The following is a 23,390-nucleotide window of genomic DNA, read 5'->3' as shown; positions in this document are numbered from 1 at the left end:
GCGCGGCGAAGGAGTGCCGTCGACTTGGAGCGGAGATCCTGGAAGCGCCAGTCGAAGCGTCCTACTGCAGGAAGCTGGGCTTGGCATAGCCCTGGAACTTGCTGTCGACCACCGCCTTGTATTCCTTCGAGCGGTAGGCCTCGCTCAAATCCTTGGCCCAGGGCGTGTCCTTGTCCGCACGCTTGACGGCCACCACGTTCAGGTAGTGGTCGGGCGTCTTCTCCAGAACCACAGCCTCGTCCAGCTTGAGGCCCGAGGAGATCGCGAAGTTGCCGTTCACGATGGCGTACTCGGTGTCGCCCAGCGAGCGCGGCAGCTGCGCGGCCTCGAGCGGGATGAACCTGAGCTTGCGCGGGTTCTCGGCAATGTCCTTCTCCGAGGCGCGGATCGGATCGATGCCGCTCTTGAGCGCAATCAGCTTGTTCTGCTCGAGCAGCACCAGCGCACGCGCCAGGTTGCTCGGGTCGTTGGGCAGGGTCACGCGGTCGCCGTCCTTCACCTCGGCCAGCGACTTGCGCTTGGTCGAGTACACGCCGAGCGGCGCGATCGGGCCCTGCACCAGCTCGACGATGTCGAGCTTCTGGTCGGCGGAGAATTTCTTCAGATAGACCGTGTGCTGGAAGAAGTTGGCGTCGAGCGAACCCTGGGCGAGCGCGAGGTTGGGCTGCACGTAGTCGTTGAACTCGACCAGCTTCACCTTGTAGCCCTTCTTCTCGAGGATCGGCACGATGCCGAGCTTGAGCTGGTCGATGTTGGAGCCGGCGGTGCCGCCGATCACGAGATTCTTCTTGGCCTCGACCTGGGCCTGCACACCGAGCGCGAGTGCGGTCAGGGACAGGGCGAGAACGGTGCGGCGCAGCAGGAATGCTTTTTTCATGAGAGTGCGAGAGTGGAGAAAGAAGAAGGGAATCAGCGCTTGTCGAGACGGCGCGCCGCCGTGTTGCCGACGAACTGGAGGATCTGCACCAGCACCACGAGCAGGGCCACGGTGAGCACCATCACGTCGGTCTGGAAACGGTAGTAGCCGTAGCGGATGGCCAGGTCGCCGATGCCGCCACCGCCCACCACGCCGGCGATCGCCGAGTAGGAGAGAAAGCTCACCGCCAGCACCGTGAGCGCGAGCACCAGGCCGGAGCGTGCCTCGACCACCAGCACGCGCCAGACGATCTGCAGCTCGCTCGCACCCATCGCGTGCGCGGCCTCGATCACGCCGCGCGGCACCTCGCGCAGGCACTGGTCGACCAGGCGCGCGAAGTACGGAATGGCGGCAAACGAAAGCGGCACCGCGGCCGCGAGCGGCCCGATCGAGGTGCCGGCGATGATGCGCGTGAAGGGTACCAGCGCCACCAGCAGGATGATGAAGGGGAAGGAACGCACGGTGTTGACGAGCCAGTTCAGCACCAGGAAGGCCGGCTTGTTGTCCAGCGACTGGCCGGGTCCGAGCAGGAACAGCAGCACGCCCAGCGGGCCGCCGATGAGCACCGCAGCCGAGAGGCCGATGCCCAGCATCAGGAAGGTCTGGCCGGTGGCGACCCACAGCTCGGGCAGGATGGCGGCGATGTTCTCAGGCATAAGCCAACCCTCCAGTCGGATGATGACGCTGCGCGGGTTGCGGCAACGTTTCGCGCTCGCGCCGTCGCACCAGCGCATCGATCTCGCGCCCCAGCGCGGTCCGGCGCTCGACGCTTGGCGCATCCACAGCGAACTGCTCGATCAGCCGGCCCTGCTCGAGGATGGCGACCTGGCGGCACAGCACCTCGACCACCGAGAGCTCGTGCGTGACGATCACGATCGTGACGCCGATCTTCTGGTTGATGTCGCGCAGCGTTTCCAGCAAGTCGCGCGTGGTCTCGCTGTCGAGCGCGGAGGTGGGCTCGTCGCACAGCAGCACCTGCGGCCGCGGCGCCAGCGCACGTGCGATGGCAACACGCTGCTTCTGGCCGCCCGAGAGCTGCGCCGGATAGCTGTCAATCTTCTCGGCCAGGCCCACCAGTTCCAGGCATTCGCGCACGCGCGCATCGATCTCTGCTCGCGAGTGGCGGCCGTGGATCCTGAGTGGAAACGCCACGTTGTCGAACACGGTCGCGTTCTGCAGCAGGTTGAACTGCTGGAAGATCATTCCGATGCTCTGCCGCGTGTCGCGCAGCTCGCGCCGCGAGAGCGTGGTGAGGTCGCGGCCGCCGACGAACACCTTGCCCGCGTCGGGCCGTTCCAGCAGGTTGATGAGGCGCAGCAGCGTGGACTTGCCGGCGCCGCTCTTGCCGATCAGGCCGAACACCTCGCCTTCGGGTATGTCGAGGGAGAGCGAATGCACGGCATCGAAGACCTCGCCATTGGGCAGCGGAAAGGATTTCTGGACGGATTCAAGACGGATCACGGGCGGCTTCTTGTTCGCCGCGTCGGAGGGAGGGCTGGTCATTGCGCTTCAAAAAGCTGCCGAGTATGCGAAGAGGCGAGCTCGAAGGGAACGAACAAATAGTGGGTTGCTTATGCACACCGGTCCGTCGAAGAACGGATATCGACATGCGGCTTTCTTCGTTCCGTCGCGCGCCATGCAATGGCACATTCGCGCTCCCTTGTATTTCGCACACATCGACATGCTTTCTTCGCTCCGCCGCCGCACTGCCCTCGCTGCCCTCGCTGCCATCGCAACGCTCACCGTCCTCACCACTCCTCCTGTCCAGGCGCAGGACAAGAACACGATCAAGGTCGGCGTCTCGGTCGGCAATGCCGAGCAGGTCTTCGAAGTGGTCAAGAAGGTCGCCGCACGCGACGGACTCAAGATCGAGGTGGTGGTGTTCAACGACTACCAACTGCCCAATGCGGCGCTGACGGCCGGCGATCTCGACGCCAATGCCTTCCAGCATCAGCCCTTCCTCGACAACCAAAACAAGGCGCGCGGCTTCGACATCGTGCCGGTGGGCCTCACGATCACCGCGCCGCTGGGCTTCTACTCGCGCAAGCTCAAGTCCATCGATGCGCTGCCCGACAGCGCCTCGGTCGGCATCCAGAACGATCCTTCGAACGGCAACCGCGCGCTCCTGCTGCTGCAGTCGGCCAAGCTGATCACGCTCAAGCCCGAAGCGGTGAAGAACAACAACGCGACGCCGCTCGACGTGGTGTCGAACCCGAAGAAGCTCAAGCTGGTGCCTCTCGACGCCGCGCAGCTGCCGCGCTCGCTGGACGATCTCGCGATCGCCGCCATCAACAACGACTATGCCGAGAAGGCGGGCCTCTCGCTTGCCAAGGATGCGGTCATCAAGGAATCGCCGCAGGGCCCCTACGCCAACCTGATCGCGGTGCGCCGCGCCGACAAGGACAAGCCCTGGGCCAAACGGCTGGTCGCGGCCTACCAGTCGCCCGAGGTCAAGGCCTTCATCGAGACCCAGTTCAAGGGCTCGCTGGTGCCAGCGTTCTAGACGCCACCCGAGCAATCCAGGGCAGTGCCGCCGCCGCGGACCCGAGCGAACTGGCCAGTGCATGGACCTGGCGGCGAGAGCGCCAAGCCTGGAATCTGCATATCGATAGCTGAAATGCTTCTAGCAGCCGCGGGTGTAAAGGCCCGCCCAGGCGACACATTCGTGGTCTGGCATTTTTTCCAAACGCGAGGCGATTTCGTGAAGCTCTTCTGGTTCTTGCCGACCCACGGCGACAGCCGCTACCTCGGCACCGCGCATGGCGCGCGCAGCGTGGACCACAAATATCTGAAGCAAGTGGCGCAGGCAGCCGATCAGCTGGGCTACGAGGGCGTGCTGATCCCGACGGGCCGCTCCTGCGAGGACTCCTGGGTGGTTGCCTCCTCGCTCGTTCCATTCACCGAGCAGCTCAAGTTCCTGGTGGCCATCCGGCCGGGCGTCATCTCGCCGACCGTCTCGGCGCGCCAGGCCGCCACGCTCGACCGCTTCTCCAACGGGCGCGTCCTGATCAACGTGGTGACCGGCGGCGACCCCGACGAGCAGCGCGGCGACGGCAGCTTTCTGTCGCACGCCGAACGCTACGAGGTCACGACCGAGTTCCTGCGCATCTGGCGCGGCGTCGCTGCAGGCGAGACCGTGAACTTCGCCGGCAAGCACCTGCGCGTGGAGAACGCGAAGACGCTGTACCCGTCGGTGCAGAAGCCCTATCCGCCCCTGTGGTTCGGCGGCTCCTCCGATGCCGCGATCGAACTCGCGGGCGAGCAGGTCGATGTTTACCTCACGTGGGGCGAGCCGCCGCGGGCCGTCGCCGAGAAGATCGCCAAGGCGCGCGCCGCCGCGGCCTTGCATGGCCGCACGCTGCGCTTCGGCATCCGGCTGCACGTGATCGTGCGCGAGAGCTCGGAGGCCGCCTGGCGCGCCGCCGACAGGCTGATCTCGCACCTGAGCGATGACACCATCGCGGCCGCGCAGAAGGCCTTCGCACGCTTCGATTCGATCGGCCAGCAGCGCATGGCCGCGCTGCACCAGGGGCGGCGTGATCGGCTTGAGGTGTCGCCCAACCTGTGGGCCGGCGTCGGCCTGGTGCGAGGCGGTGCCGGCACGGCACTCGTGGGCAGCCCGGAGGAGGTCGCGGCGCGCATCGAGGAATACGCGGCGCTCGGCATCGACACCTTCATCTTCTCCGGCTATCCGCACCTTGAAGAGGCCTACCGTTTCACCGAGCTCGTGTTCCCGTTGCTGCCGCTGGCGCGCATGCACCCGCCAGGGCAGGCCAACCTGACCGGTCCGTTCGGAGAGGTGATCGCCAATGACATCGTCCCGTCCGCGCGCGCCGCCGCCTGAGGCATCGCTTCTCCAGTTCTTCTTCTCTTCTTCTCTTCTTCTCATCTCGCCATGGCTCACAAACTCAAGATCGTCGCCGTCTCCGGCGGCCTGCAACGTCCGTCGCGCACGCTCGCGCTCGTCGAAGAACTGCTGGACGGACTGACCGATGCCTGGCCCGCCGAGACCCGGCTGATCGAGCTCAGCCAGTTGGTGCCGAAGTTCGGCAACGTGCTGCAGCGCGGCCAACTGCCGGCCGAGGTCGAGCAGGCGCTCAAGGATGTGGAGTCCGCCGACCTGCTGCTGGTGGCGAGCCCGATCTACCGCGGGTCGTACACCGGACTCTTCAAGCACTTCTTCGACTTCGCCCACCACGAATCGCTGATCGACGTCCCGGTGCTGCTCGCAGCCACCGGGGGCAGCGACCGCCACGCGCTGGCGATCGACCACCAGCTGCGCCCGCTGTTCAGCTTCTTCCAGGCGCATACCCTGCCGATCGGCGTCTATGCGACCGACAAGGAGTTCGAGAACTACCGCGTCAGCAGCGAGGCGCTGCGTGCGCGCATCGCGCTGGCGGTCGAACGTGCGTTGCCGGTGCTGCGGCAACGTGCCCACACGCCGGTCGCGGTGCCTTCCCTCGCTCTGGCCTGATCGTTCCGTGGCCGAGCACGGGATTACGGGCCTGCCTGATCCGCCGCTGCTGGAACTGGGCGGCCTGTCCGTGGCCTTTCCCGGTGGCCGAGCGGCGGTGGACGCGCTCGACCTGCGCATCGCCGCCGGCGAGACGCTGGCGCTGGTGGGCGAGTCGGGCTGCGGCAAGTCGACCACCGCGCTGGCCGTGCTGCGTCTGCTGCCGCGGCAGGCGCAGCTCTCGGGCGCCGTGCGCTATGCCGGCCGCGACCTGCTGGCGCTGAAGGAGCGGGAGCTCTTCGCTCTGCGCGGGCGCGAGATCTCGATGATCTTCCAGGAGCCGATGAGCTCGCTCAATCCGCTGCACACGATCGGGCAGCAGGTGGTGGAGGCGCTGACGCTGCACCAGCCGCTCTCGAGGGCCGCCGCGCGCGCGCGTGCGATCGAGCTGCTCGAGCGGGTCCGGCTGCCGGAGCCGCGGCGCCGCTTCGACGACCATCCGCACCAGCTCTCCGGCGGGCAGCGCCAGCGCGTCATGATCGCGATGGCGGTCGCATGCCATCCGCGCCTCCTGATCGCCGACGAGCCGACCACGGCGCTCGACGTCACCATCCAGGCGCAGATCCTCGGCCTCATCGACGAGCTGCGCCGCGAGCTCGACATGGCGGTGCTGCTCATCACGCACGACCTCGGCGTGGTCGCGCAGTGGGCCGATCGCGTGGCCGTGATGCATGGCGGGCGCAAGCTCGAGGAGGGGCCGACCTCGGAGGTCTTCTCGGCGCCGCGCCACGCCTACACGCGCGGCCTGCTGGGCGCCTCGCTGCACCTCGATCCTTCGCTGCACTACCGCGGCGCGCGGCTGGCTGAAGTTCGCGCGGACGGGCAGGGCGGTTTCGCGCTCAAGCGTTCGCCGGTACGCGCGCAAGGCAGCGCTGCCGCCGATGCGGCAGGCGCGAAGCCATTGCTCGCGGTGGAGGGACTGCATGTCGGCTACCCGGGCGGCCACGGCACGGTGCAGGCGGTGCGGGATGTCTCGCTGTCGATCGGCCGTGGCGAGACCGTCGGCCTGGTGGGCGAATCGGGTTGCGGCAAGTCCAGCCTCTCGCGCGCCATCGTCCGGCTGGTGCCGGCGCAGGCCGGCCGTGTGGTGCTCGACGGGCGCGACCTGCTCGCGCTGCCGCCGCGCGAACTGCTGCCTGAGCGCCGCCGGGTGCAGATGATCTTCCAGGACCCCTACGGCTCGCTCAATCCGCGCCATCGCGTCGACGACATCCTGCATCACGCGCTCGCCATCCATGGGCTGCGCGATCGCGGCGAACGCGAGCGCCGCATCGTCGCCGTGCTGGACGACGTGGGGCTCGGCGGCAGCGCGCGGCGCCGCTACCCGCACGAGTTCTCGGGCGGACAGCGCCAGCGCATCGGCATCGCCCGTGCGCTGGTGCTGCGGCCCGAGCTCGTGATCTGCGACGAGCCGGTGTCCGCGCTCGATGTCTCGATCCAGGCGCAGATTCTCAATCTGCTGGTCGACCTCAAGGCCGAATACGGCCTGGCCTACCTGTTCATCTCGCACGACCTGTCGGTGGTGCGCTACATCGCCGACCGCGTCCTGGTGATGAACGGCGGGCGCATCGTCGAATCGGGCGATCACGAAAGCATCTGGAAACGCCCTCGACATCCTTACACGCGCAGCCTGCTCGCGGCCGTGCCGGGTCGGCGCCGCGAAGAAGCGTCGGCCCGGATCGACGAGCCGGTGCTGCAGGCCGCGTGAGCGCCTCTTTTTCTGTTGCCCGAAGGACTCTCTCATGACGACACCTTTCAACGACGATGCCGTGCGCCACGAGCTGCGCCGCCGCCAGCTCTTCAGCCTGACCGGCGCACTGCTGTCCAGCGGCCTGCTGGGCAGCCTCTATGCGGGGGATGCGGCAGCGATCACGCAGGCCCTGCCCAACACCGAGCAGGGCGCCCAGCGCGGCGGCACGCTGGAGGCCACCGTGCATCCCGAGCCGCCCACGCTGGCCTTCTTCATCAATACCTCCACGCCCGGGCGCACCGTGGTCAGCAAGATCTTCGACGGCCTACTCGACTACGGGCCGGACCTCAAGCCCAGGCCGCAGCTGGCCGAGAGCGTGGACGTTTCGGCCGACGGCCTCACGGTGCGGCTCAAGCTGCGCAAGAACGTGCTGTGGCACGACGGTAAGCCCTTCACCGCGGCCGACGTGAAGTTCTCGGCCGAGGAGGTCTGGCGCAAGCACGCGCCGACGGCACGCCGTGTGTTCCAGCACCTGAGCAAGGTCGAGGCGCCGGACAGCCACACGGTCGTGCTCACGCTCGCCAAGCCGACGCCGGTGATCCTCAATGCGCTCGACGTGGTGGCCGCGCCGGTGCTGCCGAAGCACCTGTACGAGGGCACCGACATTCCCAGCAACCCCTATAACAACAAGCCGGTGGGCACCGGCCCCTTCGTCTTCAAGGAGTGGGCGCGCGGCAGCCACATCGCGCTGGAGCGCAACGACCGCTACTGGGCGCCGGGCCTGCCCTACCTGGACAAGCTCACCTTCAAGATCATTCCCGACGTGGCCGGCCGTGCCACCGCGCTGGAAACCGGCGCCATCCAGTACGGCGAGCGCAACCCGGTAACCTTCGCCGATGCCGACCGCCTGGCCAAGTCGCCGAACCTGGTCGTGAGCACCGAGGGCTACAACGGCTTCGCCGGCTGGCTCTGGCTGATCCCGAACCTGCGCGATCCGGTCATCGGCAACATCAAGGTGCGCCAGGCCATCCTGCACGCGATCAACCGCGACGCGCTGGTCAAGACCGTGTGGGGCGGCTACGCGTCGCCGGCGACCGGGCCGGTGTCCTCGCTGCTCAAGACCTTCTACACCCAGGACACGCAGCAGTACCCCTTCGACCGCAAGAAGGCCGAGGCCCTGCTCGACGAAGCCGGCTATCCGAAGAAGGCCGACGGCTTCCGCTTCAAGCTCGACCACGACTTCATTCCCTTCGGCGACGACTACCGCCGCACCGGCGAATTCGTGCGCCAGGCGCTGCGGGCCGTTGGCATCGACGTCAATCTGCGCGCGCAGGATCTCGCGAGCTGGACCAAGAACGTCTTTGCCGACTACAACTTCCAGCTCGTGAGTTCCTGGGGCATCAACTGGCAGGACCCGCAGATCGGCGTCGAGCAGCACTACTGGTCGAAGGCCGAGTCGAAGGGTACGCCGTGGCAGAACGCCTCGGGCTATGCGAGCGCCGAGGCCGACCGGCTGCTGGAAGCCGCGCAGGTCGAACGCGATGCGGCCAAGCGCGTGCAGCTTTACCAGTCATTCCAGAAGCTCGCACAGAAGGACCTGGCGCTCCTGAACCTGTTCGAGTTCCGCTGGTTCGGCGTCTGGGACAAGCGGCTGCGCAACGTCACCGACACCTTCGATCACAGCCAGAACAACTTCGCGCGCGTCTGGTTCGAGTCGAAGGCATAGCACGCGGATGACGAAGCGGATCCTGCGGCGGCTGCTGCAACTGCTGGGCGTCGTGCTCGGCACCGCGGTGCTGAACTTCGCCCTGCTCAAGGCGATGCCCGGCGACCTGGTGGACGTGATCGCGAGCGAGAGCGGCAGCGTCTCGGCCGAGTACGTGGCGCAGCTGCGCCAGATGTACGGCCTGGATCGCCATGCGTTCGATCAGTTGTTGAGCTACCTGGGCCGCATTGCGCAGGGCGACCTGGGCTTTTCATTCCGCTTCGGCGAGCCGGTGCTGGGCCTGGTGCTGCACCGGCTCGGGCCCACGCTGGCGCTGGTAGGGGTGGCGTTGATGGCGTCCGTGATCGCCGGCGTTCTGCTGGGCGTGGCCTCGGCGCGTCGCCCGCATGGCGTGACGGACACCGTGCTGTCCGCGCTGGCCACGCTGGGCTATTCGGCGCCCATGTTCTGGACCGCACTGATGCTCATCGTTCTGTTCGGCGTTCATCTCGAATGGCTGCCCATCGGCGGCTTGAGCGACGTGAGCGCCGGTCACCGCGGCCCGCGCCTGTGGCTCGACTATCTGCACCACCTGGTGCTGCCGGCACTCACGCTGTCGATCTACTACGTGGCCGTGTATGCGCGGCTTGCACGCGCCTCGATGATCGAGACGCTGGCCGAGGACTACATCCGTACCGCCCGCGCCAAGGGCGCGCCGGAAGGCCGCGTGATCTTCGGCCATGCGCTGCGCAACGCCGTGCTGCCCGTGCTCACCATGCTGGGCCTGCAAAGCAGCGCGCTGCTGGGCGGCTCGATCGTGGTGGAAACGGTGTTCGGCTGGCCCGGGCTGGGCCAGCTGTCCTACGAGGCCATCAAGAGTCGCGATATCCCGGTGCTCTTGGCCGTGCTGCTGTTCAGCGGCATCCTGGTGGTGCTGGCCAACCTGCTGGTGGACGTGATGCAGGCCCGGCTGGACCCGCGCGTGCGCTTGCATGCGTCGGCGGGAAGCGCCGCATGAAGCGTTGGTACCTGCAGCCCTCGATCCTGATCGGCGGCTCGATCCTGCTCGTGGTGTTCGCTGCCGCGCTGCTGGCGGGCACGCTGTATCCCGGCGATCCGCTCGACATGGTGGGCGCGCCCTTCGTCTGGCCCGGCACCGATGCGCAGACGCCGTTGGGCACCGACCTGATGGGCCGCGACCTGGCGGCAGGCTTGCTGCACGGGGCGCGCGTCTCGCTGCTGGTGGGCGTCTCGTCGGCCGTCATTGCGCTGGCGATCGGCATTGCGGTGGGAGCGGCCGCGGGCTTCTATCGCGGGCGCGTCGATGCGGTGTTGACGCGCATCACCGAGTTCTTCCAGACCATCCCGGCCTTTCTGCTAGCCATCATCCTCGTGGCAGTGCTCAAGCCCACGCTGGGCACCATCGTGTTCGCGTTGGGCGTGACCTCTTGGACCTCCATCGCACGGCTGGTGCGCGCCGAATTCCTGTCGCTGCGCGAGCGCGAGTTCGTGCGCGCCAGCGTTGCGCTCGGTGCGAGCGATGCGCACCTGATCTTCCGCGAGATCCTGCCCAACGCCTGGACGCCGGTCATCGTCTCCACCGCGCTGCTGGTGGCCAACGCCATCCTGTCGGAGGCGGCCCTGTCTTTCCTGAGCCTGGGCGATCCCAACGCGGTGAGCTGGGGTTCGATGATCGGCCTCGGGCGCGACGCATTGCGCACCGCCTGGTACATGACCGCGATCCCGGGCCTGGCCATCGTGCTCACGGTGCTGGGCCTGAACCTGCTGAGCGACGCGCTGCATGCCGCGCTCAACCCGCGCCTGCGCCGCGCGCGCCAGGCAACGCCGCTGGTCTAGTGGCCTTTTTTCTTCCCCGATACGGCACCTCCATGTCCCATTCGCTTTTTCCAGACTCATCCGCCGCGCGCTTGCCACGCACCCTCGACCCCGCGCGCGTGCAGCGCATCGAAAGCGATGCCGAAGCGCTGGCTGCCGCGCACTGCCTCGCGGCCGAGTTCGCGCCAGGCGCTTCGCAGCGCGACAGCGAGCGCCGCCTGCCCTGGGACGAGCTCGATCGCTGGTCCGAAAGCGGCCTGGGCGGCATCACCGTGCCGCGCGCGTACGGAGGCGCCGGCGTGTCCTACGCCACGCTGGCCGAAGTGTTCGTGATCCTCTGCGCGGCCGATCCCGCGCTGGGGCAGATTCCTCAGAACCACTTCGGCGTGCTGGGCGTGCTGCGCGAGGTCGGCAGCGAGGAACAGAAGCGCCGCTTCTACGGCGAGGTGCTGAGCGGCCGCCGGCTGGGCAACGCCGGGCCGGAGCGTGGCTCCAAAACCATCCTGCACGGTGCCACCCGGCTCACGCGCACGCCCGAAGGTCTGCGCCTCACCGGCCGGCGCTTCTATTCGACCGGCGCACTGTTTGCGCACCGCATTCCAGCGCGCGCGCAGGACGACGAGGGCCGCGCCGTGCAAGTGTGGGTGCCGCGCGATGCGCCCGGCGTCGCCGTGATCGACGACTGGTCGTCCTTCGGCCAGCGCATCACGGCAAGCGGCAGCGTGGTGTTCGACGCGGTGCCCATCGACGAAGATGACATCCTGCCGATCTGGCAACTGGCCGATCGGCCCGGCCTGTTCGGCCCCGGCTCCCAGATCATCCAGGCCGCGATCGACCAGGGCATCGCCCAGGCCGCCGTCGCCGACGCGCTCGCCTTCGTGCGCGAGCGTGCGCGGCCCTGGGTCGACTCGGGACTCGAACACGCCGCCGACGATCCTTACATCATCCAGGACGTCGGCCGCCTGCAGATCGACCTGCACGCCGCGCACGCGGTGCTGTTGGAAACCGGGCGCGCGTTCGACGAGATGGCCACACAGCCGCTGACCGCCGAATCCAGCGCCCGCGCCTCGGTGGCCGTGGCCGAGGCCAAGGTGCTGACCACGCAGATCGCGCTGGAGGCGAGCGAGAAGCTGTTCGAGCTGGCCGGCTCGTCTGCCACGCGTGCGCAGCACAACCTCGGCCGGCACTGGCGCAATGCGCGCACCCACACGCTGCACGACCCGGTGCGCTGGAAGGCGCACCTGATCGGCAACTACCACCTCAACGGCATCCTGCCCCCGCGGCATTCCTGGAACTGAAGCATGGCCCTGATCCTTTCTCCTGCGCCGTTGGAGGCCGCGACCCCAACCCGCACACCCGAGCTGATCCACGACGACGCCCACGCCATCGCCGTCGCGCGCCGCCTGGCGGCCGACTTCGCCCGCGGGGCCGCCCTGCGCGACCGCGAGCGCCGCCTGCCCTGGGACGAGCTCGAGGCCTTCACGGCCAGCGGCCTGTGGGGCATCACCGTGCCGCGCGAACACGGCGGCGCGGGTGTGTCGAACGAAACGCTGGCCGAGGTGGTGGCGACTATCTCGGCGGCCGACGGATCGCTCGGCCAGATCCCGCAGAACCACTACTACGCGCTCGAGGTGCTGCGCGTGGGCGGCAGCGCGGCGCAGCGGCGCTTCTTCTACGGCCGCGTGCTGGCCGGCGAGCGCTTCGGCAACGCGCTCGCTGAGATCGGGCACAAGGACTTCCAGCGCCGCACGCGGCTCACGCGCGACGGCGAGGCCTGGCGCGTCGACGGCCGCAAGTTCTATTGCACCGGCGCGCTCTACGCGCATTGGATTCCCACGCTGGTGATGGCCGCGGAGGGCGGCCGGCACGTGAGCTACCTGGCCTTCGTGCCGCGCGATGCCGAAGGTGTCGCCATCACGGACGACTGGGACGGTTTCGGCCAGCGCGTCACCGGCAGCGGGTCGGTCTCGTTCGACGGCGTGCGCGTCGAAGCGCAATGGGTGGTTCCTTTTCTCGCCTCCTTCGAGCGGCCCACGACCATCGGGCCGTTCGCGCAGCTGCTCCACGCAGCGATCGATCTGGGCATCGGCCGCGGCGCCTTCGAGGCCACCCTGCCTTTCGTGCGCGAGCGTTCGCGGCCGTGGATCGACGCCAAGGTCGAGCGTGCCAGCGAGGACCCGCTCGCCATCCAGCAGGTCGGCGAAGTGGCGGTGCACCTGCGCGCGGCCGAGGCGCTGGTGCGGCGCGCCGGGCGCATCGTCGACGCGGCACAGCGCGCGCCCGACGAGCGCAGCGTGGCCGAGGCCTCCATCACGGTGGCCGAGGCACGCGTGCGCACCACCACCGCTTCGCTCGACGCCAGCACGCGCCTCTTCGAGCTCGCGGGCACGGCCGCCACGCTCGACGACCTGGGCCTGGATCGCTTCTGGCGCAACGCGCGCACGCACACGCTGCACGATCCGGTGCGCTGGAAATACCACGCCGTCGGCAACTACTACCTCAACGACCGCCTGCCGCCGCGGCACGGGGCGCTGTGACTCGCCGGCATTTCATCTTCAAGGAGTCCTGATGACCATTTCCAACCTGGCGCGATCGGCATCCGCTTCGCGCCGCCGCATCCTGCAGATCGGTTCGGCCGGCGCGCTCGCCGCCGCGGGCCTGCCGTTGCACGCCGCACTCAAGGAGCAGCCCGGCACGACGAAGCTGCTGAAGGTCGGCGTCACCACCGGCCCGCACGAGCAGACCTTCGAGGTCGTGAAGAAGGTGGCAGAGCGCGACTACGGCCTCAAGATCCAGATCGTGCCCTTCACCGACTACAGCCGGCCCAATGCCGCGCTCGATGCCGGCGACCTGGACGCCAACAGCTTCCAGCACCGGCCCTTTCTCGCGGCACAGGTGCGCTCGCGCGGCTACAAGATCGTCGGTTTCGGCCGCACCTGGATCGGGCCGATTGCGATTTACTCCCGGAAGTACAAGAGTTTCAAGGACCTGCCCGAAGGCGCGAGCATTGCGATCCCCAACGATCCGTCCAACGAGAGCCGGGTGCTGTTGCTGCTGCAGAAGGCCGGCGCCATCAAGCTCAAGAGCGGCATCGACCCGATCGCGGGCATCAACGCCACGCCGCGCGACATCACAGAGAACCCGCGGAAGTTCCGCTTCGTCGAGATCGAGGCCGCGCAGCTGCCGCGCACGCTCGACGACACCGACGCCTCGGCTGTCAACGCCGACTATGCCAACAAGGCCGGCCTCAACCCCGTGCGCGACGGCATCCTGGTCGAGGACAAGGACGGCCCCTATGCCTGCCTGATTGCGGTGCGCGAACAGGACAAGGACCAGCCCTGGGTGCAGCAGCTGGTCAAGGCCTACCAGACCGAGGAGGTGCGCGATTTCATCGTCAAGACTTTCGCGGGCGGCGTGGTGCCGGCCTTCTGATCGCAGCCCATGACCCGGAAGAAAGAGATCCTGCTCAACGCGTTCAACATGAACTGCGTGGGCCACATCAACCACGGCCTGTGGACCCATCCGCGCGACCGCTCCACAGAGTACAACACGCTCGAGCACTGGACCGGCATCGCGCGCACGCTGGAGCGCGGCCTGTTCGACGGCCTGTTCATCGCCGACATCGTGGGCGTCTACGACATCTACCAGCACAACGTCGACGTGACGCTGCGCGAATCGATCCAGCTTCCGGTGAACGATCCGCTGCTGCTGGTGTCGGCGATGGCCGCAGTCACGCAGCATCTCGGCTTCGGCGTGACGGTCAACCTCAGTTACGAGCAGCCCTACCTGCTGGCGCGGCGCTTCTCGACACTGGACCATCTCACGCGCGGGCGCATCGGCTGGAACATCGTCACCGGCTACCTCGACAGCGCCGCGCGCGCGATGGGCCTTTCGCAGCAGATCGCGCACGACGAGCGCTACGACCGTGCCGACGAGTACCTGGAGCTGCTCTACAAGCTGTGGGAAGGCAGCTGGGAGGAGGGCGCGGTGCGGCGCGACAAGGCCGCGCGCGTCTACGCGGACCCGGCGAAGGTGCACAAGGTGCGTCACCAGGGCCGCTATTACCAGGTGGACGGCTACCACCTGGCCGAACCGTCGCCGCAGCGCACGCCGGTGCTGTTCCAGGCCGGCAGCTCGGGCCGCGGCCAGCGCTTCGCCGGGCGGCATGCCGAGTGCGTCTTCATCTCGCCGCCGAACAAGGCGTCCGCGCGCAAGAGCGTGGATTCGCTGCGCGAACAACTGGTGCGTTCCGGCCGGCGGGCGGACGACGTGAAGGTGTTCGTCGGCACCGCGGTGGTGACGGGCCGCACCGAGAAGGAAGCACGCGAGAAGTACGAAGACTACAAGCGCTACGCCAGCCGCGAAGCAGGCCTCGCACATTTCGCGGCCAGCACCGGCGTGGACTACGCGCGCTACGACCTCGACGAGCCGATCGCCTACGGCCAGACAAACGCGATCGAGTCGGCGGCGCGCACCGCCGAGCAGCACGGCTGGACCCGCCGACAGTTGCTGGAACTCTTCGAGCTCGGCGGGCGCTACCCGGCGATCGTGGGCGATGCCGCGCACGTGGCCGACGAACTGCAATCGTGGATCGACGAAACCGGGGTGGACGGCTTCAACCTGAGCCGCACGGTCGTGCCGGAGAGCTACGAGGACTTCGTCGACCTGATCGTGCCGGAGCTTCAGCAACGCGGCGTCTACAAGACCTCGTACGCGGAGGGCAGTCTGCGCAGGAAGCTCTTCGGCGCGTCCGACCACCTGCCCGAGCGCCACGCCGGCGCGCAGTTCAGGCGCTAGCCGCGCGCTGCGGATCTCTCGTCGGAGAAAAGCTTCTTCGCCTCAGTTGAGGCGCTCGCCGCCTGCTGCATCGAACAGGTGCGCCTCGGCCGCCACCGGCCACAGCGCCAACCGGTCGCCGGGCCGTGCACCGACGCGGTCGCGAAACGCGGCCATGACCGATTGGCCGCCCAGGCGCAGTGCGACTTGCGTTTCGGCGCCCGTGGGCTCGACCACGATCACGTCGGCCGAAAGCCCTCGGCTCGGATCGATCGTGAAATGTTCCGGGCGCGCGCCGTAGAGCACGCGGTCGCCGTGCGATCCGCGCGATGCGGAAGCCAGCGGCAGGCGCAGGCCGTCGTCGGTCAGCACGTAGGGTGTGCCGTCGAGCTGCAGGCGCCCGCGGATGAAGTTCATCGCCGGCGAGCCGATGAAGCCCGCCACGAAGGCGTTGCGCGGCCGGTCGTAGAGCTCGAGCGGCGCGCCGACCTGTTCGACGCGTCCGTCCTTCAGCACGACGATGCGGTCGGCCATGGTCATCGCCTCGACCTGGTCGTGCGTGACGTAGACCGTGGTGGTGCCCAGACGCTGGTGCAGGGCCTTGATCTCGGTGCGCATCTGCACGCGCAGCTTGGCGTCGAGGTTCGACAAGGGTTCGTCGAACAGGAAGGCCTGCGGCTGGCGCACGATGGCGCGTCCCATCGCGACGCGCTGGCGCTGGCCGCCCGAGAGCTGACGCGGGCGGCGGCGCAGCAGCTGGTCCAGGCCCAGCGTCTCCGCCGCCTGCTCGACGCGGCGCGCGATGTCGGGGGCGCGCAGTCCCTGGATCTTCAGGCCGAAGCCGAGGTTCTCTTCGACCGTCATGTGCGGATAGAGCGCGTAGTTCTGGAACACCATCGCGACATCGCGCTCGCGTGGCGCCACGTCGTTGATGCGCCGATCGCCGAGCAGGATCTCCCCCGCGTCGACGGTTTCCAGGCCGGCAATCATGCGCAGCAGCGTCGATTTGCCGCAGCCCGACGGACCGACCAGCGCGACGAACTCGCCGTCGCCGATGTCGATGTCGATGCCGCGGATGACGGGCGTGCTGCCGAAATCCTTGGCGAGGTCGCGGATGGTGATGGAAGCCATGGAGGTCCTGGATGAAGAGAAGCGGTCAGTCCTTGATGCTGCCGGCCGTGAGGCCGCGCACCAGGTACTTGCGAACGAGCACCGTGAACACCACGACCGGAAACATCACGAGGGTTCCGCTGGCGGCGATCTTGGTCCACTCCCAGCCTTCGTACTGCAGGAAGTTGACGATCGCCACCGGCGCGGTGATGGCGTTGGTGCGGGTCAGGATGAGCGCGTAGAAGAAGTCGTTCCACGAGAAGATGAAGCACAGCACCGCGGTGGCCGCGAGGCCCGGCGCGGTGAGCGGGAGCGACACGCGCCAGAAGGCCTGCCAGATGCCGCAGCCGTCCATCCAGGCCGCTTCTTCGAGCGACGCGGGCACCGCCTCGAAGAAGGTCTGCATGAGCCAGATGACGATGGCCAGGTTGAAGGTCAGGTAGACGATGGCCAGGCCGATCACCGTGTCCTGCAGGCCGAGGTACTGGTAGGCTAGGAAGAACGGAATCGTGAACGCGATGGGCGGCGCCATGCGCGTCACCAGGATCCACAGCGCGATGCGGTCGCGGCCCTTGAACTGCCAGCGCGTGAGCGCATAGGCCGCGGGCACGCCGATCAGCAGCGAGAAGCCGGCGGACAGCGTGCTCACGAGCAGGCTGTTGCCGAAGGACTTGAGGAAGTTGCCTTGTAGCAGGCTGATGAATCCGTCGAAGGTCGGCGTGAACAGCAGGCTGTCCTCGAAGATGTCGGCCGCCGGGCGGAAGGCCAGCTGCACGAGCCACAGGAAGGGCGAGAGCACGACCAGCAGCAGCACGGCTACGGTGAGCGTTCGGCCGTGGCGCGAGAGCCAGGAGCGGCGCGGGCTCGCGGCGCGCACGACGTCTGGAACGACGCCCTCGTCGTGCGCGACTTCGAGGGACTCCATGCCCCATGCGGGGCTAGCGCTTGTCATGGTCGCTCCATCCCAGTCTGCCGACCAGCCAGCTCAACACGAACACACCCGCCAGCATCACGGTCGCGATCGCGCTCGCGTAACCCCAGTAGGAGAAATTGAAGGCCTGGATGAAGCCGTAGTAGTTGGTGACCTCGGTCACGCTGCCCGGCCCGCCGTTGGTCAGCACGTAGATCAGCGGAAAGGCCTTGAAGCTGTCGATGAGCCGGAACAGCGCGCACACGACGAGCACGGGCCGGATGTAGGGGAACACGATGTAGCGGAACAGCTGCCAGCGGCTCGCGCCTTCCAGCGTCGCGGCCTCGAGCGGATCGTCGGGGATCATCTGCAGCGTCGCGAGCACCATCAGCATCGTGAAGGGGAACCACTGCCAGGTGTCGGCCAGCGAGATCGCCCACAGGGCGGTGTCGGGGTCGGCGATCAGCGAGCGCACCGGCAAGCCGATCGCTTCGAGCGTGCGGTGGATCGGACTCACGTCGGGCGTGTACATGATCTTCCAGATCAACGCGACCACAATCGGCGGCAGCACCATCGGGATCAGGAACACCGTGCGCGCGCCTTCGAGCACGCGCGACTTGCCGTTCAGCAACAGCGCGAGGCCGAGGCCGACACCGAGCTGCAGCGCGACGCTGGAAGCCGAGAGCTTCAGCTGCACCGCGATCGACGCGAGGAAGCGGTCGTCGTGCAGCAGCTGCCGGTAGTTCACCAGCGGATCGTCGAAGCGGAAGGTGCCGGACGGGTCCGTGAGTTGCAGCGGCGTGAAGCTCGCCACCAGCAGCGCGGCCGCCGGCACCAGCGTGATCAGCAGCAGGACGACGAGCGAGGGCGTGAGGCCAAGCAGAAAGGCGCGACGCCGCTCGTTCTGCCAGCCCGTTCGCTGCCAGCCGTCGGCAGTCATCGCATGCGCCAAGCCTGCGCCCTCAGAGCTTCGCGCCCGCGCGCTTGAGCTCCGCGATCGAGTTGGCCTGCGCCTGCTGGAAGGCCTGCTTCGCCGACAACTGCCCGCTCGCGATCAGCTCGATCGCCTTGTTCAGCTGCTGGTCGATCTGCGGGTAGACCGACACCGTGCGGTACTTCATGTGCCCGCTCTTGGCGGCGAGTTCGATCGAGTCGAGCGAGAGCTTGGCCAGGTCGCTGCCGTTGATCACCTGCTTGCTGCGGAAGGTCGCGGAGTCGATGTCCGAGCGCCGCGCCGGCGAGCCGTAGCCGGCCGCGACCGCCTTGCCGGTGGTCTGCTTGCTCAGCGCCCACTGGATGAAGGCCCAGGCGGCTTCCTTTTGCTTCGAGCCGACCGGAATGCCGAGCCCGTGCACGGCGGTGCCCGGGAAGCGGCCGGCCGGGCCCTTCGGCACCAGGCCGAACTTGACGGTCTTGATCGTCTTGCTGGTCGCGGGGTCGCCGAGCTGGGCCAGGTGGAGCTGGCCCGCATCGGTGAAGTTGACGCGGCCGAGCTTGAGCGCCTGTGTCACCTGATCGGGCTGGTAGGTGATCGCGCCGTCGGGGCCGAACTCCTTCAGCAGGTTGGCGTAGTACTCGCCCGCGGCGATGGCTTCGGGCGTGTCGAGCGTCGGGAACAGGTCGTCGGGCGCCTTGCGGAACACGTCGCCGCCGAAGGCGTGCAGGTAGGGCACGAAGGTCCATCCGTAGTGGTTGTCGGCGACGAAGCCGGCCACGCGCTCCTTCTTGTTGACCGCGCGCAGCACCTTGACGAGGTCGTCGGTGGTGTCGGGGAAGGCGAGCCCGGCCTTCTCGACCAGGTCGAAGCGCGAGGACGCGGTCAGCAGTGCCTCCGCGGTCCAGGGAATGCCGTAGAGCTTGCCGTCGCGGCCGGTCTCCGGCGCGCGGGCGCCGGGCAGGAAATCGTTGACGTTCCAATCGGCCGGTGTGAGGTTGGGGTTCTTGATGTAGTCGTCGAGCGGCGTGAGCCAGCCCGAATTGATCCAGCGGCTCGAATAGATGAAGGTGACGTTGACCACGTCGTAGGCGGAGCCCTTGGTCGAGAGCTCGAGGTCGGCGCGCTGGTTGTAGACCGGAAAGGAGGGCGCGTCGAAGTTCACCTTGGCGCCGGTGAGCGCCTCGAACTCGGGCAGCCACTGCTGCAGCAGCTTCGGATAGGCGGCGCTGAAGGTCGAGACGTTGAGCGTCACGCCGGCGAACTTCTTGGCGCCGGCTTGCGCCGCCGCAAGGCCGGGGAGCAAGGCGGTCGCGCCGAGTGCGGCACCGGCCTGGAGCAGGCCGCGGCGTCGACGGTCGTGGGCGGAGAGTTCGTGTGTCATGGGAGGAATGAGGTTCAGGCGGTGGCGGAAATGACTTCGTCGATGCGCGCGTCGTTGGTCGCCTCGGGCCGGCTGCGGGTGCGGCTGCGCTGGCCGTCCAGCGCCACCGCAGGTTCGCCGCGCACGGTGACGCGGCGCACCAGGCGCGATTGCTTGCCGTAGTCGTTGATCGCGAAATGCTGCGTGGCGCGGTTGTCCCAGATCGCGACATCGTCCTGCTGCCAGCTCCAGCGCACGGTGTTCTCCAGCCGCGTCACGCGGTTCTGCAGCAGCTCGAAAATGCGCGCCGACTCGGTGCTCGACAGGCCGACCAGCTTCTTGACGAAATGGCCCAGCAGCAGCGCCCGCTCGCCCGAAATCGGATGAACGTGCACCACCGGATGCTCGGCCTCGTAGACGGCCGAGACGAAGACGTTGCGATGGTGGCGCAGGCGTTCTTCCTCGACCTGCACGCGGTCGGCGCCGTAGTCGTAGTCGTTGCTGTGCACGGCCCACAGGTTGTCGGCCAGTTGTTTGAGATGGGTCGGCAGGCGCTCGTAGGCCACCGCCGTATTGGCCCAGACGGTGTCGCCGCCGTAGGCTGGAATGGTCACGCCGCGCAGGATCGAGATCTTCGGGAACGCATCGACGAAGGTCACGTCCGTATGCCACGAATCGGCCCGGCCGCCGCCCTTGGACGCATCGAGCTCGAACAGCTTCGTGCCCTGCGGCGAGGGGACCGTCGGATGCGCCACCGTGCGGCCGAAGCGCGCACCGAAGGCCTGGTGCTCGCGGTCGTCCAGGTGCCTCTGGCCGCGGAAGAACAGCACCTTGTGCTTGACCAGGGCCGCGTCGAGTTGCTCGATCACCTCGGCTGGCAGATCGCCGCCGAGCCGGATGTTCTGCACCTCGCCGCCAATGTGGCCGGCCACGCGCCGGATGCGCAGCTCGCCGATGCTGGTGTCGATGGAGGAAGGGGTGTCGTCGCTCATCGGGGGATCTCCTTGGGATGTGAATGTCGTGAATCGCAGGCGTCGAACCGCCGTCGGGGCGGTCGACTCAATGCTGGGCCGACGGCGCGCCGCCGGCGCCCGGCGCATGCGCGAGCAGCTGGGCCAGCGCCGCCTCGCTCAGGGGTTCGCTCTCCTCCTCGGCCGCGCCGCTGCCGAGGGCTTCCTCGACCACGGGACGCGTGAGGGTCGGCGCGAAGGCTTCGATGAAGGCGTAGACGAAGGCGCGCAGATAGACGCCGCGCCGTACCGCGAGCTTCGTCAGGTTGATGCCGAAGAGATGACCCGCATCGACCGCGCGCAAGCGCGTGTCGCGCTCGGCCTCGAACGCCACGCCGGCGACGATGCCCACGCCCATGCCGAGTTCGACATAGGTCTTGATCACGTCGGCGTCCATCGCGGTGATGGCGAAGTCGGGCTTGAGGCCGGCCTCGACGAACGCCTGGTCGATGCGCGTGCGGCCGGTGAAGGCGCTGTCGTAGGTGACGAGCGGGTAGGCGGCCAGGCGCTCGATCGTCAGCGGGCCGTCGAGCAGCGGGTGGCCGGGCAGCGTGATCAGCGAGTGGGTCCAGCGGAAGCAGGGCAGCGCGACGAGCTGAGGGTAGTCGCCGAGCGCCTCCGTCGCGATGCCGACATCGGCCTCGCCGTCGAGCAGCATCTGCGCGATCTGCTTGGGCGAGCCCTGACGCAGATGCAGCTGCACGTTGGGGAAGCGGCCGCGAAACTCCTGCACCGCCATCGGCAACGCGTAGCGTGCCTGCGAGTGCGTCGCGGCAATGGAGAGCAGACCCTGCTCTCGCGTGAGGAACTCCTGTCCGGCCTGCCGCAGGTTCTGGCTCTCGAGCAAAACGCGTTCGATGATCGGCAGCAGGTGATCGCCCGGCGCCGTCAGACCGGTGAGCCGTTTGCCGGCGCGCGCGAACAGCGCGATGCCGAGTTCGTCTTCCAGTTCACGGATCTGGCGGCTGACGCCCGGCTGCGAGGTATGCAGCGCATGGGCTGCCTCGGTGAGATTGAAGCCGCATCGCACGGCTTCGCGCACGGAGCGCAACTGTTGGAAATTCATGGAGCCCAGACGAAATAGAGCGGTGCCGACCAGCACTCGGCGGCCGATTCTGGGGGCGTGTCTTCAGATCGCGAACTACCGATTCGTTGCTTTCAAATAAGGGAATGATCTGAGTCTCGCGCGGCTCGCATATTCGTTTTTCAGATATCGATGCGACCGAATCGTGGGTTCACCGCGTCGGGAAGAACCGGTTGACCGGGCGCGGCAGGCCGAGGTTCTCGCGCAGCGTCGTGCCTTCGTACTCGCGCCGGAAGATGCCGCGCCGCTGCAGCTCCGGCACGACCTTGTCGACGAAGGCGTCGAGCCCGCCGGGCAGCCACGGGAACATGATGTTGAAGCCGTCCGAGCCTTCCTCGTCGAGCCACTGCTGCATCTGGTCGGCGATGGTCTGCGCGGTGCCGACGAAGGCCAGTCCGCCGTAGCCGCCCAGGCGCTGCGCGAGCTGGCGCACCGTGAAGCCTTCGCGCTCGGCCAGGGCGATGACGCGCTGCTGGCCGCTCTTGCTCGCGTTCGTTTCCGGCACCGCGGGCAGCGGCGCATCGGGGTCGAATTTCGAGGCATCGACGCCGAGCGCGATGGAGAGCGAGGCGATGGCGCTTTCGTAGTGCACGAGGCTGTCGAGCCTGGCGCGGATCGCGCGCGCCTCCTCCACCGTATCGCCCACCACCACGAAGGCGGCCGGCAGGATCTTGAGGTGATCGCGCTCGCGGCCCAGCGCGGCGAGGCGGCCCTTCACGTCGGCATAGAAGCTGCGGCCTTCGGCCAGCGTGCCGTGCGCGGCGAAGATCACTTCGGCCGTCTCGGCCGCGAGCTGCCGCCCCGGCTCCGACGCGCCGGCCTGCACGATCACCGGCCAGCCCTGCACCGGCCGCGCGATGTGCAGCGGGCCGCGCACCGCCAGATAGGTCCCCTTGTGGTCGAGCGTGTGCAGCTTCGCCGGATCGAAGTAGAGGCCGCTCGCGGCGTCGCGCACGAAGGCATCGTCGGCCCAGCTGTCCCACAGGCCGGTCACCACGTCGTAGAACTCCCGTGCCCGGGCGTAGCGCTCGTCGTGCGGCATGTGGTCGTCGCGCCCGAAGTTCAGCGCGGCGTCCGGATTGGAGGTGGTGACGACGTTCCAGCCCGCGCGCCCCTGGCTCAGGTGGTCGAGCGACGCGAAGCGACGCGCGATGTGGAAGGGCTCGTCGAAGGTCGTCGATGCCGTGGCCACGAGGCCGATGTGCGACGTCGCCTGGCTCAGCGCCGAAAGCAGCGTGAACGGCTCGAACGAGGTCACGGTGTGGCTGCGCTTGAGCGCCTCGATCGGCATGTTGAGCACGGCCAGGTGATCGGCCATGAAGAAGGCGTCGAAGCGCGCGCGCTCCAGCGTCTGCGCGAAGCGCTTGAGGTGCGCGAAGTTGAAGTTGGCGTCGGCGAAGGCGCCGGGGTAGCGCCAGGCACCCGTGTGGATGCTGACGGGGCGCATGAAGGCGCCCAGCTTGAGTTGGCGGGTCGTCGGCATGGACCACCTTGTACGCGAGCGCCGATCACCTTGCCAAAGACCGATTGTTTCGATGCTTAT

At 67.9% G+C, this 23,390-nt stretch carries 21 protein-coding genes; 11 read left to right on the top strand and 10 right to left on the bottom strand.

Annotated features, from left to right (window positions below):
• Positions 1 to 61: 61 nt before the first annotated feature.
• Genes ACSQ86_RS35285 through ACSQ86_RS35275 form a run of 3 tightly spaced genes read right to left on the bottom strand, consistent with a single transcriptional unit; the run spans position 62 to position 2,419 of the window.
• A complete protein-coding gene (locus ACSQ86_RS35285; RefSeq protein WP_436306576.1) occupies positions 62 to 877 on the bottom strand; it encodes a MetQ/NlpA family ABC transporter substrate-binding protein in 816 nt (271 codons plus the stop codon).
• A 32-nt stretch (positions 878 to 909) separates the two neighbouring features.
• Entirely contained in the window at positions 910 to 1,572 is a 663-nt protein-coding gene (locus ACSQ86_RS35280) for a methionine ABC transporter permease (protein ID WP_436306577.1), read from the bottom strand.
• Positions 1,565 to 2,419 (bottom strand): methionine ABC transporter ATP-binding protein, encoded by an 855-nt coding sequence (locus ACSQ86_RS35275; RefSeq protein ID WP_436306578.1) that lies wholly within the window; start codon positions 2,417 to 2,419, stop codon positions 1,565 to 1,567. The genes ACSQ86_RS35280 and ACSQ86_RS35275 overlap by 8 nt, the downstream gene beginning before the upstream one ends.
• 178 nt (positions 2,420 to 2,597) lie before the next feature.
• On the opposite strand from ACSQ86_RS35275, the gene ACSQ86_RS35270 reads away from it, so the two are divergent.
• The 11 genes from ACSQ86_RS35270 (at position 2,598) to ACSQ86_RS35220 (ending at position 15,457) form a co-directional block, all read left to right on the top strand.
• Entirely contained in the window at positions 2,598 to 3,419 is an 822-nt protein-coding gene (locus ACSQ86_RS35270; protein ID WP_436306579.1) for a MetQ/NlpA family ABC transporter substrate-binding protein, read from the top strand.
• 198 nt (positions 3,420 to 3,617) lie between these two features.
• Positions 3,618 to 4,760, top strand: coding sequence for an FMNH2-dependent alkanesulfonate monooxygenase (gene ssuD / locus ACSQ86_RS35265; protein WP_436310773.1), 1,143 nt, complete (start codon positions 3,618 to 3,620; stop codon positions 4,758 to 4,760).
• Positions 4,761 to 4,811: 51 nt separating this feature from the next.
• Entirely contained in the window at positions 4,812 to 5,390 is a 579-nt protein-coding gene (msuE, locus tag ACSQ86_RS35260; protein WP_436306581.1) for an FMN reductase, read from the top strand.
• A gap of 7 nt (positions 5,391 to 5,397) precedes the next feature.
• Positions 5,398 to 7,137: an ABC transporter ATP-binding protein gene (locus tag ACSQ86_RS35255; protein WP_436306582.1), complete on the top strand. Its 1,740-nt coding sequence runs from the start codon at positions 5,398 to 5,400 to the stop codon at positions 7,135 to 7,137.
• Between the two features lie 34 nt (positions 7,138 to 7,171).
• On the top strand, positions 7,172 to 8,845 hold the full coding sequence (locus ACSQ86_RS35250; protein WP_436310772.1) for an ABC transporter substrate-binding protein: 1,674 nt from the start codon (positions 7,172 to 7,174) through the stop codon (positions 8,843 to 8,845).
• Positions 8,846 to 8,852: 7 nt separating this feature from the next.
• Positions 8,853 to 9,842, top strand: a complete 990-nt coding sequence (locus tag ACSQ86_RS35245; RefSeq protein WP_436306584.1) for an ABC transporter permease — start codon at positions 8,853 to 8,855, stop codon at positions 9,840 to 9,842.
• A complete protein-coding gene (locus ACSQ86_RS35240; RefSeq protein ID WP_436306585.1) occupies positions 9,839 to 10,681 on the top strand; it encodes an ABC transporter permease in 843 nt (280 codons plus the stop codon). The genes ACSQ86_RS35245 and ACSQ86_RS35240 overlap by 4 nt, the downstream gene beginning before the upstream one ends.
• 32 nt (positions 10,682 to 10,713) lie before the next feature.
• A complete protein-coding gene (locus tag ACSQ86_RS35235) occupies positions 10,714 to 11,958 on the top strand; it encodes an SfnB family sulfur acquisition oxidoreductase (protein ID WP_436306586.1) in 1,245 nt (414 codons plus the stop codon).
• A gap of 3 nt (positions 11,959 to 11,961) precedes the next feature.
• Entirely contained in the window at positions 11,962 to 13,197 is a 1,236-nt protein-coding gene (locus ACSQ86_RS35230) for an SfnB family sulfur acquisition oxidoreductase (RefSeq protein ID WP_436310771.1), read from the top strand.
• A 31-nt stretch (positions 13,198 to 13,228) separates the two neighbouring features.
• On the top strand, positions 13,229 to 14,092 hold the full coding sequence (locus ACSQ86_RS35225) for a MetQ/NlpA family ABC transporter substrate-binding protein (RefSeq protein ID WP_436306588.1): 864 nt from the start codon (positions 13,229 to 13,231) through the stop codon (positions 14,090 to 14,092).
• A 9-nt stretch (positions 14,093 to 14,101) separates the two neighbouring features.
• Positions 14,102 to 15,457 carry an LLM class flavin-dependent oxidoreductase gene (locus ACSQ86_RS35220; protein ID WP_436310770.1) on the top strand — a complete coding sequence of 452 codons (1,356 nt, stop codon included), beginning with the start codon at positions 14,102 to 14,104 and terminating at the stop codon, positions 15,455 to 15,457.
• 42 nt (positions 15,458 to 15,499) lie between these two features.
• On the opposite strand, the gene ACSQ86_RS35215 is transcribed toward ACSQ86_RS35220, so the two are convergent.
• The 7 genes from ACSQ86_RS35215 to ACSQ86_RS35185 form a co-directional block, all read right to left on the bottom strand.
• Complete coding sequence (locus tag ACSQ86_RS35215) at positions 15,500 to 16,567, bottom strand: ABC transporter ATP-binding protein (protein WP_436310769.1); 1,068 nt, start codon at positions 16,565 to 16,567, stop codon at positions 15,500 to 15,502.
• A 25-nt stretch (positions 16,568 to 16,592) separates the two neighbouring features.
• Positions 16,593 to 17,498 (bottom strand): carbohydrate ABC transporter permease, encoded by a 906-nt coding sequence (locus ACSQ86_RS35210; RefSeq protein WP_436306591.1) that lies wholly within the window; start codon positions 17,496 to 17,498, stop codon positions 16,593 to 16,595.
• Positions 17,485 to 18,396 (bottom strand): carbohydrate ABC transporter permease, encoded by a 912-nt coding sequence (locus ACSQ86_RS35205; RefSeq protein WP_436306592.1) that lies wholly within the window; start codon positions 18,394 to 18,396, stop codon positions 17,485 to 17,487. Before ACSQ86_RS35205 ends, ACSQ86_RS35210 begins: the two co-directional genes overlap by 14 nt.
• Positions 18,397 to 18,418: 22 nt before the next feature.
• Positions 18,419 to 19,774, bottom strand: coding sequence for an ABC transporter substrate-binding protein (locus ACSQ86_RS35200; protein WP_436306593.1), 1,356 nt, complete (start codon positions 19,772 to 19,774; stop codon positions 18,419 to 18,421).
• A 14-nt stretch (positions 19,775 to 19,788) separates the two neighbouring features.
• Complete coding sequence (locus ACSQ86_RS35195) at positions 19,789 to 20,745, bottom strand: TauD/TfdA dioxygenase family protein (RefSeq protein ID WP_436306594.1); 957 nt, start codon at positions 20,743 to 20,745, stop codon at positions 19,789 to 19,791.
• A gap of 67 nt (positions 20,746 to 20,812) precedes the next feature.
• Positions 20,813 to 21,829: a CysB family HTH-type transcriptional regulator gene (locus tag ACSQ86_RS35190; RefSeq protein WP_436306595.1), complete on the bottom strand. Its 1,017-nt coding sequence runs from the start codon at positions 21,827 to 21,829 to the stop codon at positions 20,813 to 20,815.
• Between the two features lie 169 nt (positions 21,830 to 21,998).
• Positions 21,999 to 23,330 (bottom strand): LLM class flavin-dependent oxidoreductase, encoded by a 1,332-nt coding sequence (locus ACSQ86_RS35185; protein ID WP_436306596.1) that lies wholly within the window; start codon positions 23,328 to 23,330, stop codon positions 21,999 to 22,001.
• Between the last annotated feature and the right edge of the window lie 60 nt (positions 23,331 to 23,390).

This window comes from Variovorax sp. LjRoot130, assembly GCF_964253755.1.
In the GTDB taxonomy this organism is placed as follows: domain Bacteria; phylum Pseudomonadota; class Gammaproteobacteria; order Burkholderiales; family Burkholderiaceae_C; genus Variovorax.
This window is presented reverse-complemented; position numbering and strand designations above follow the sequence as displayed.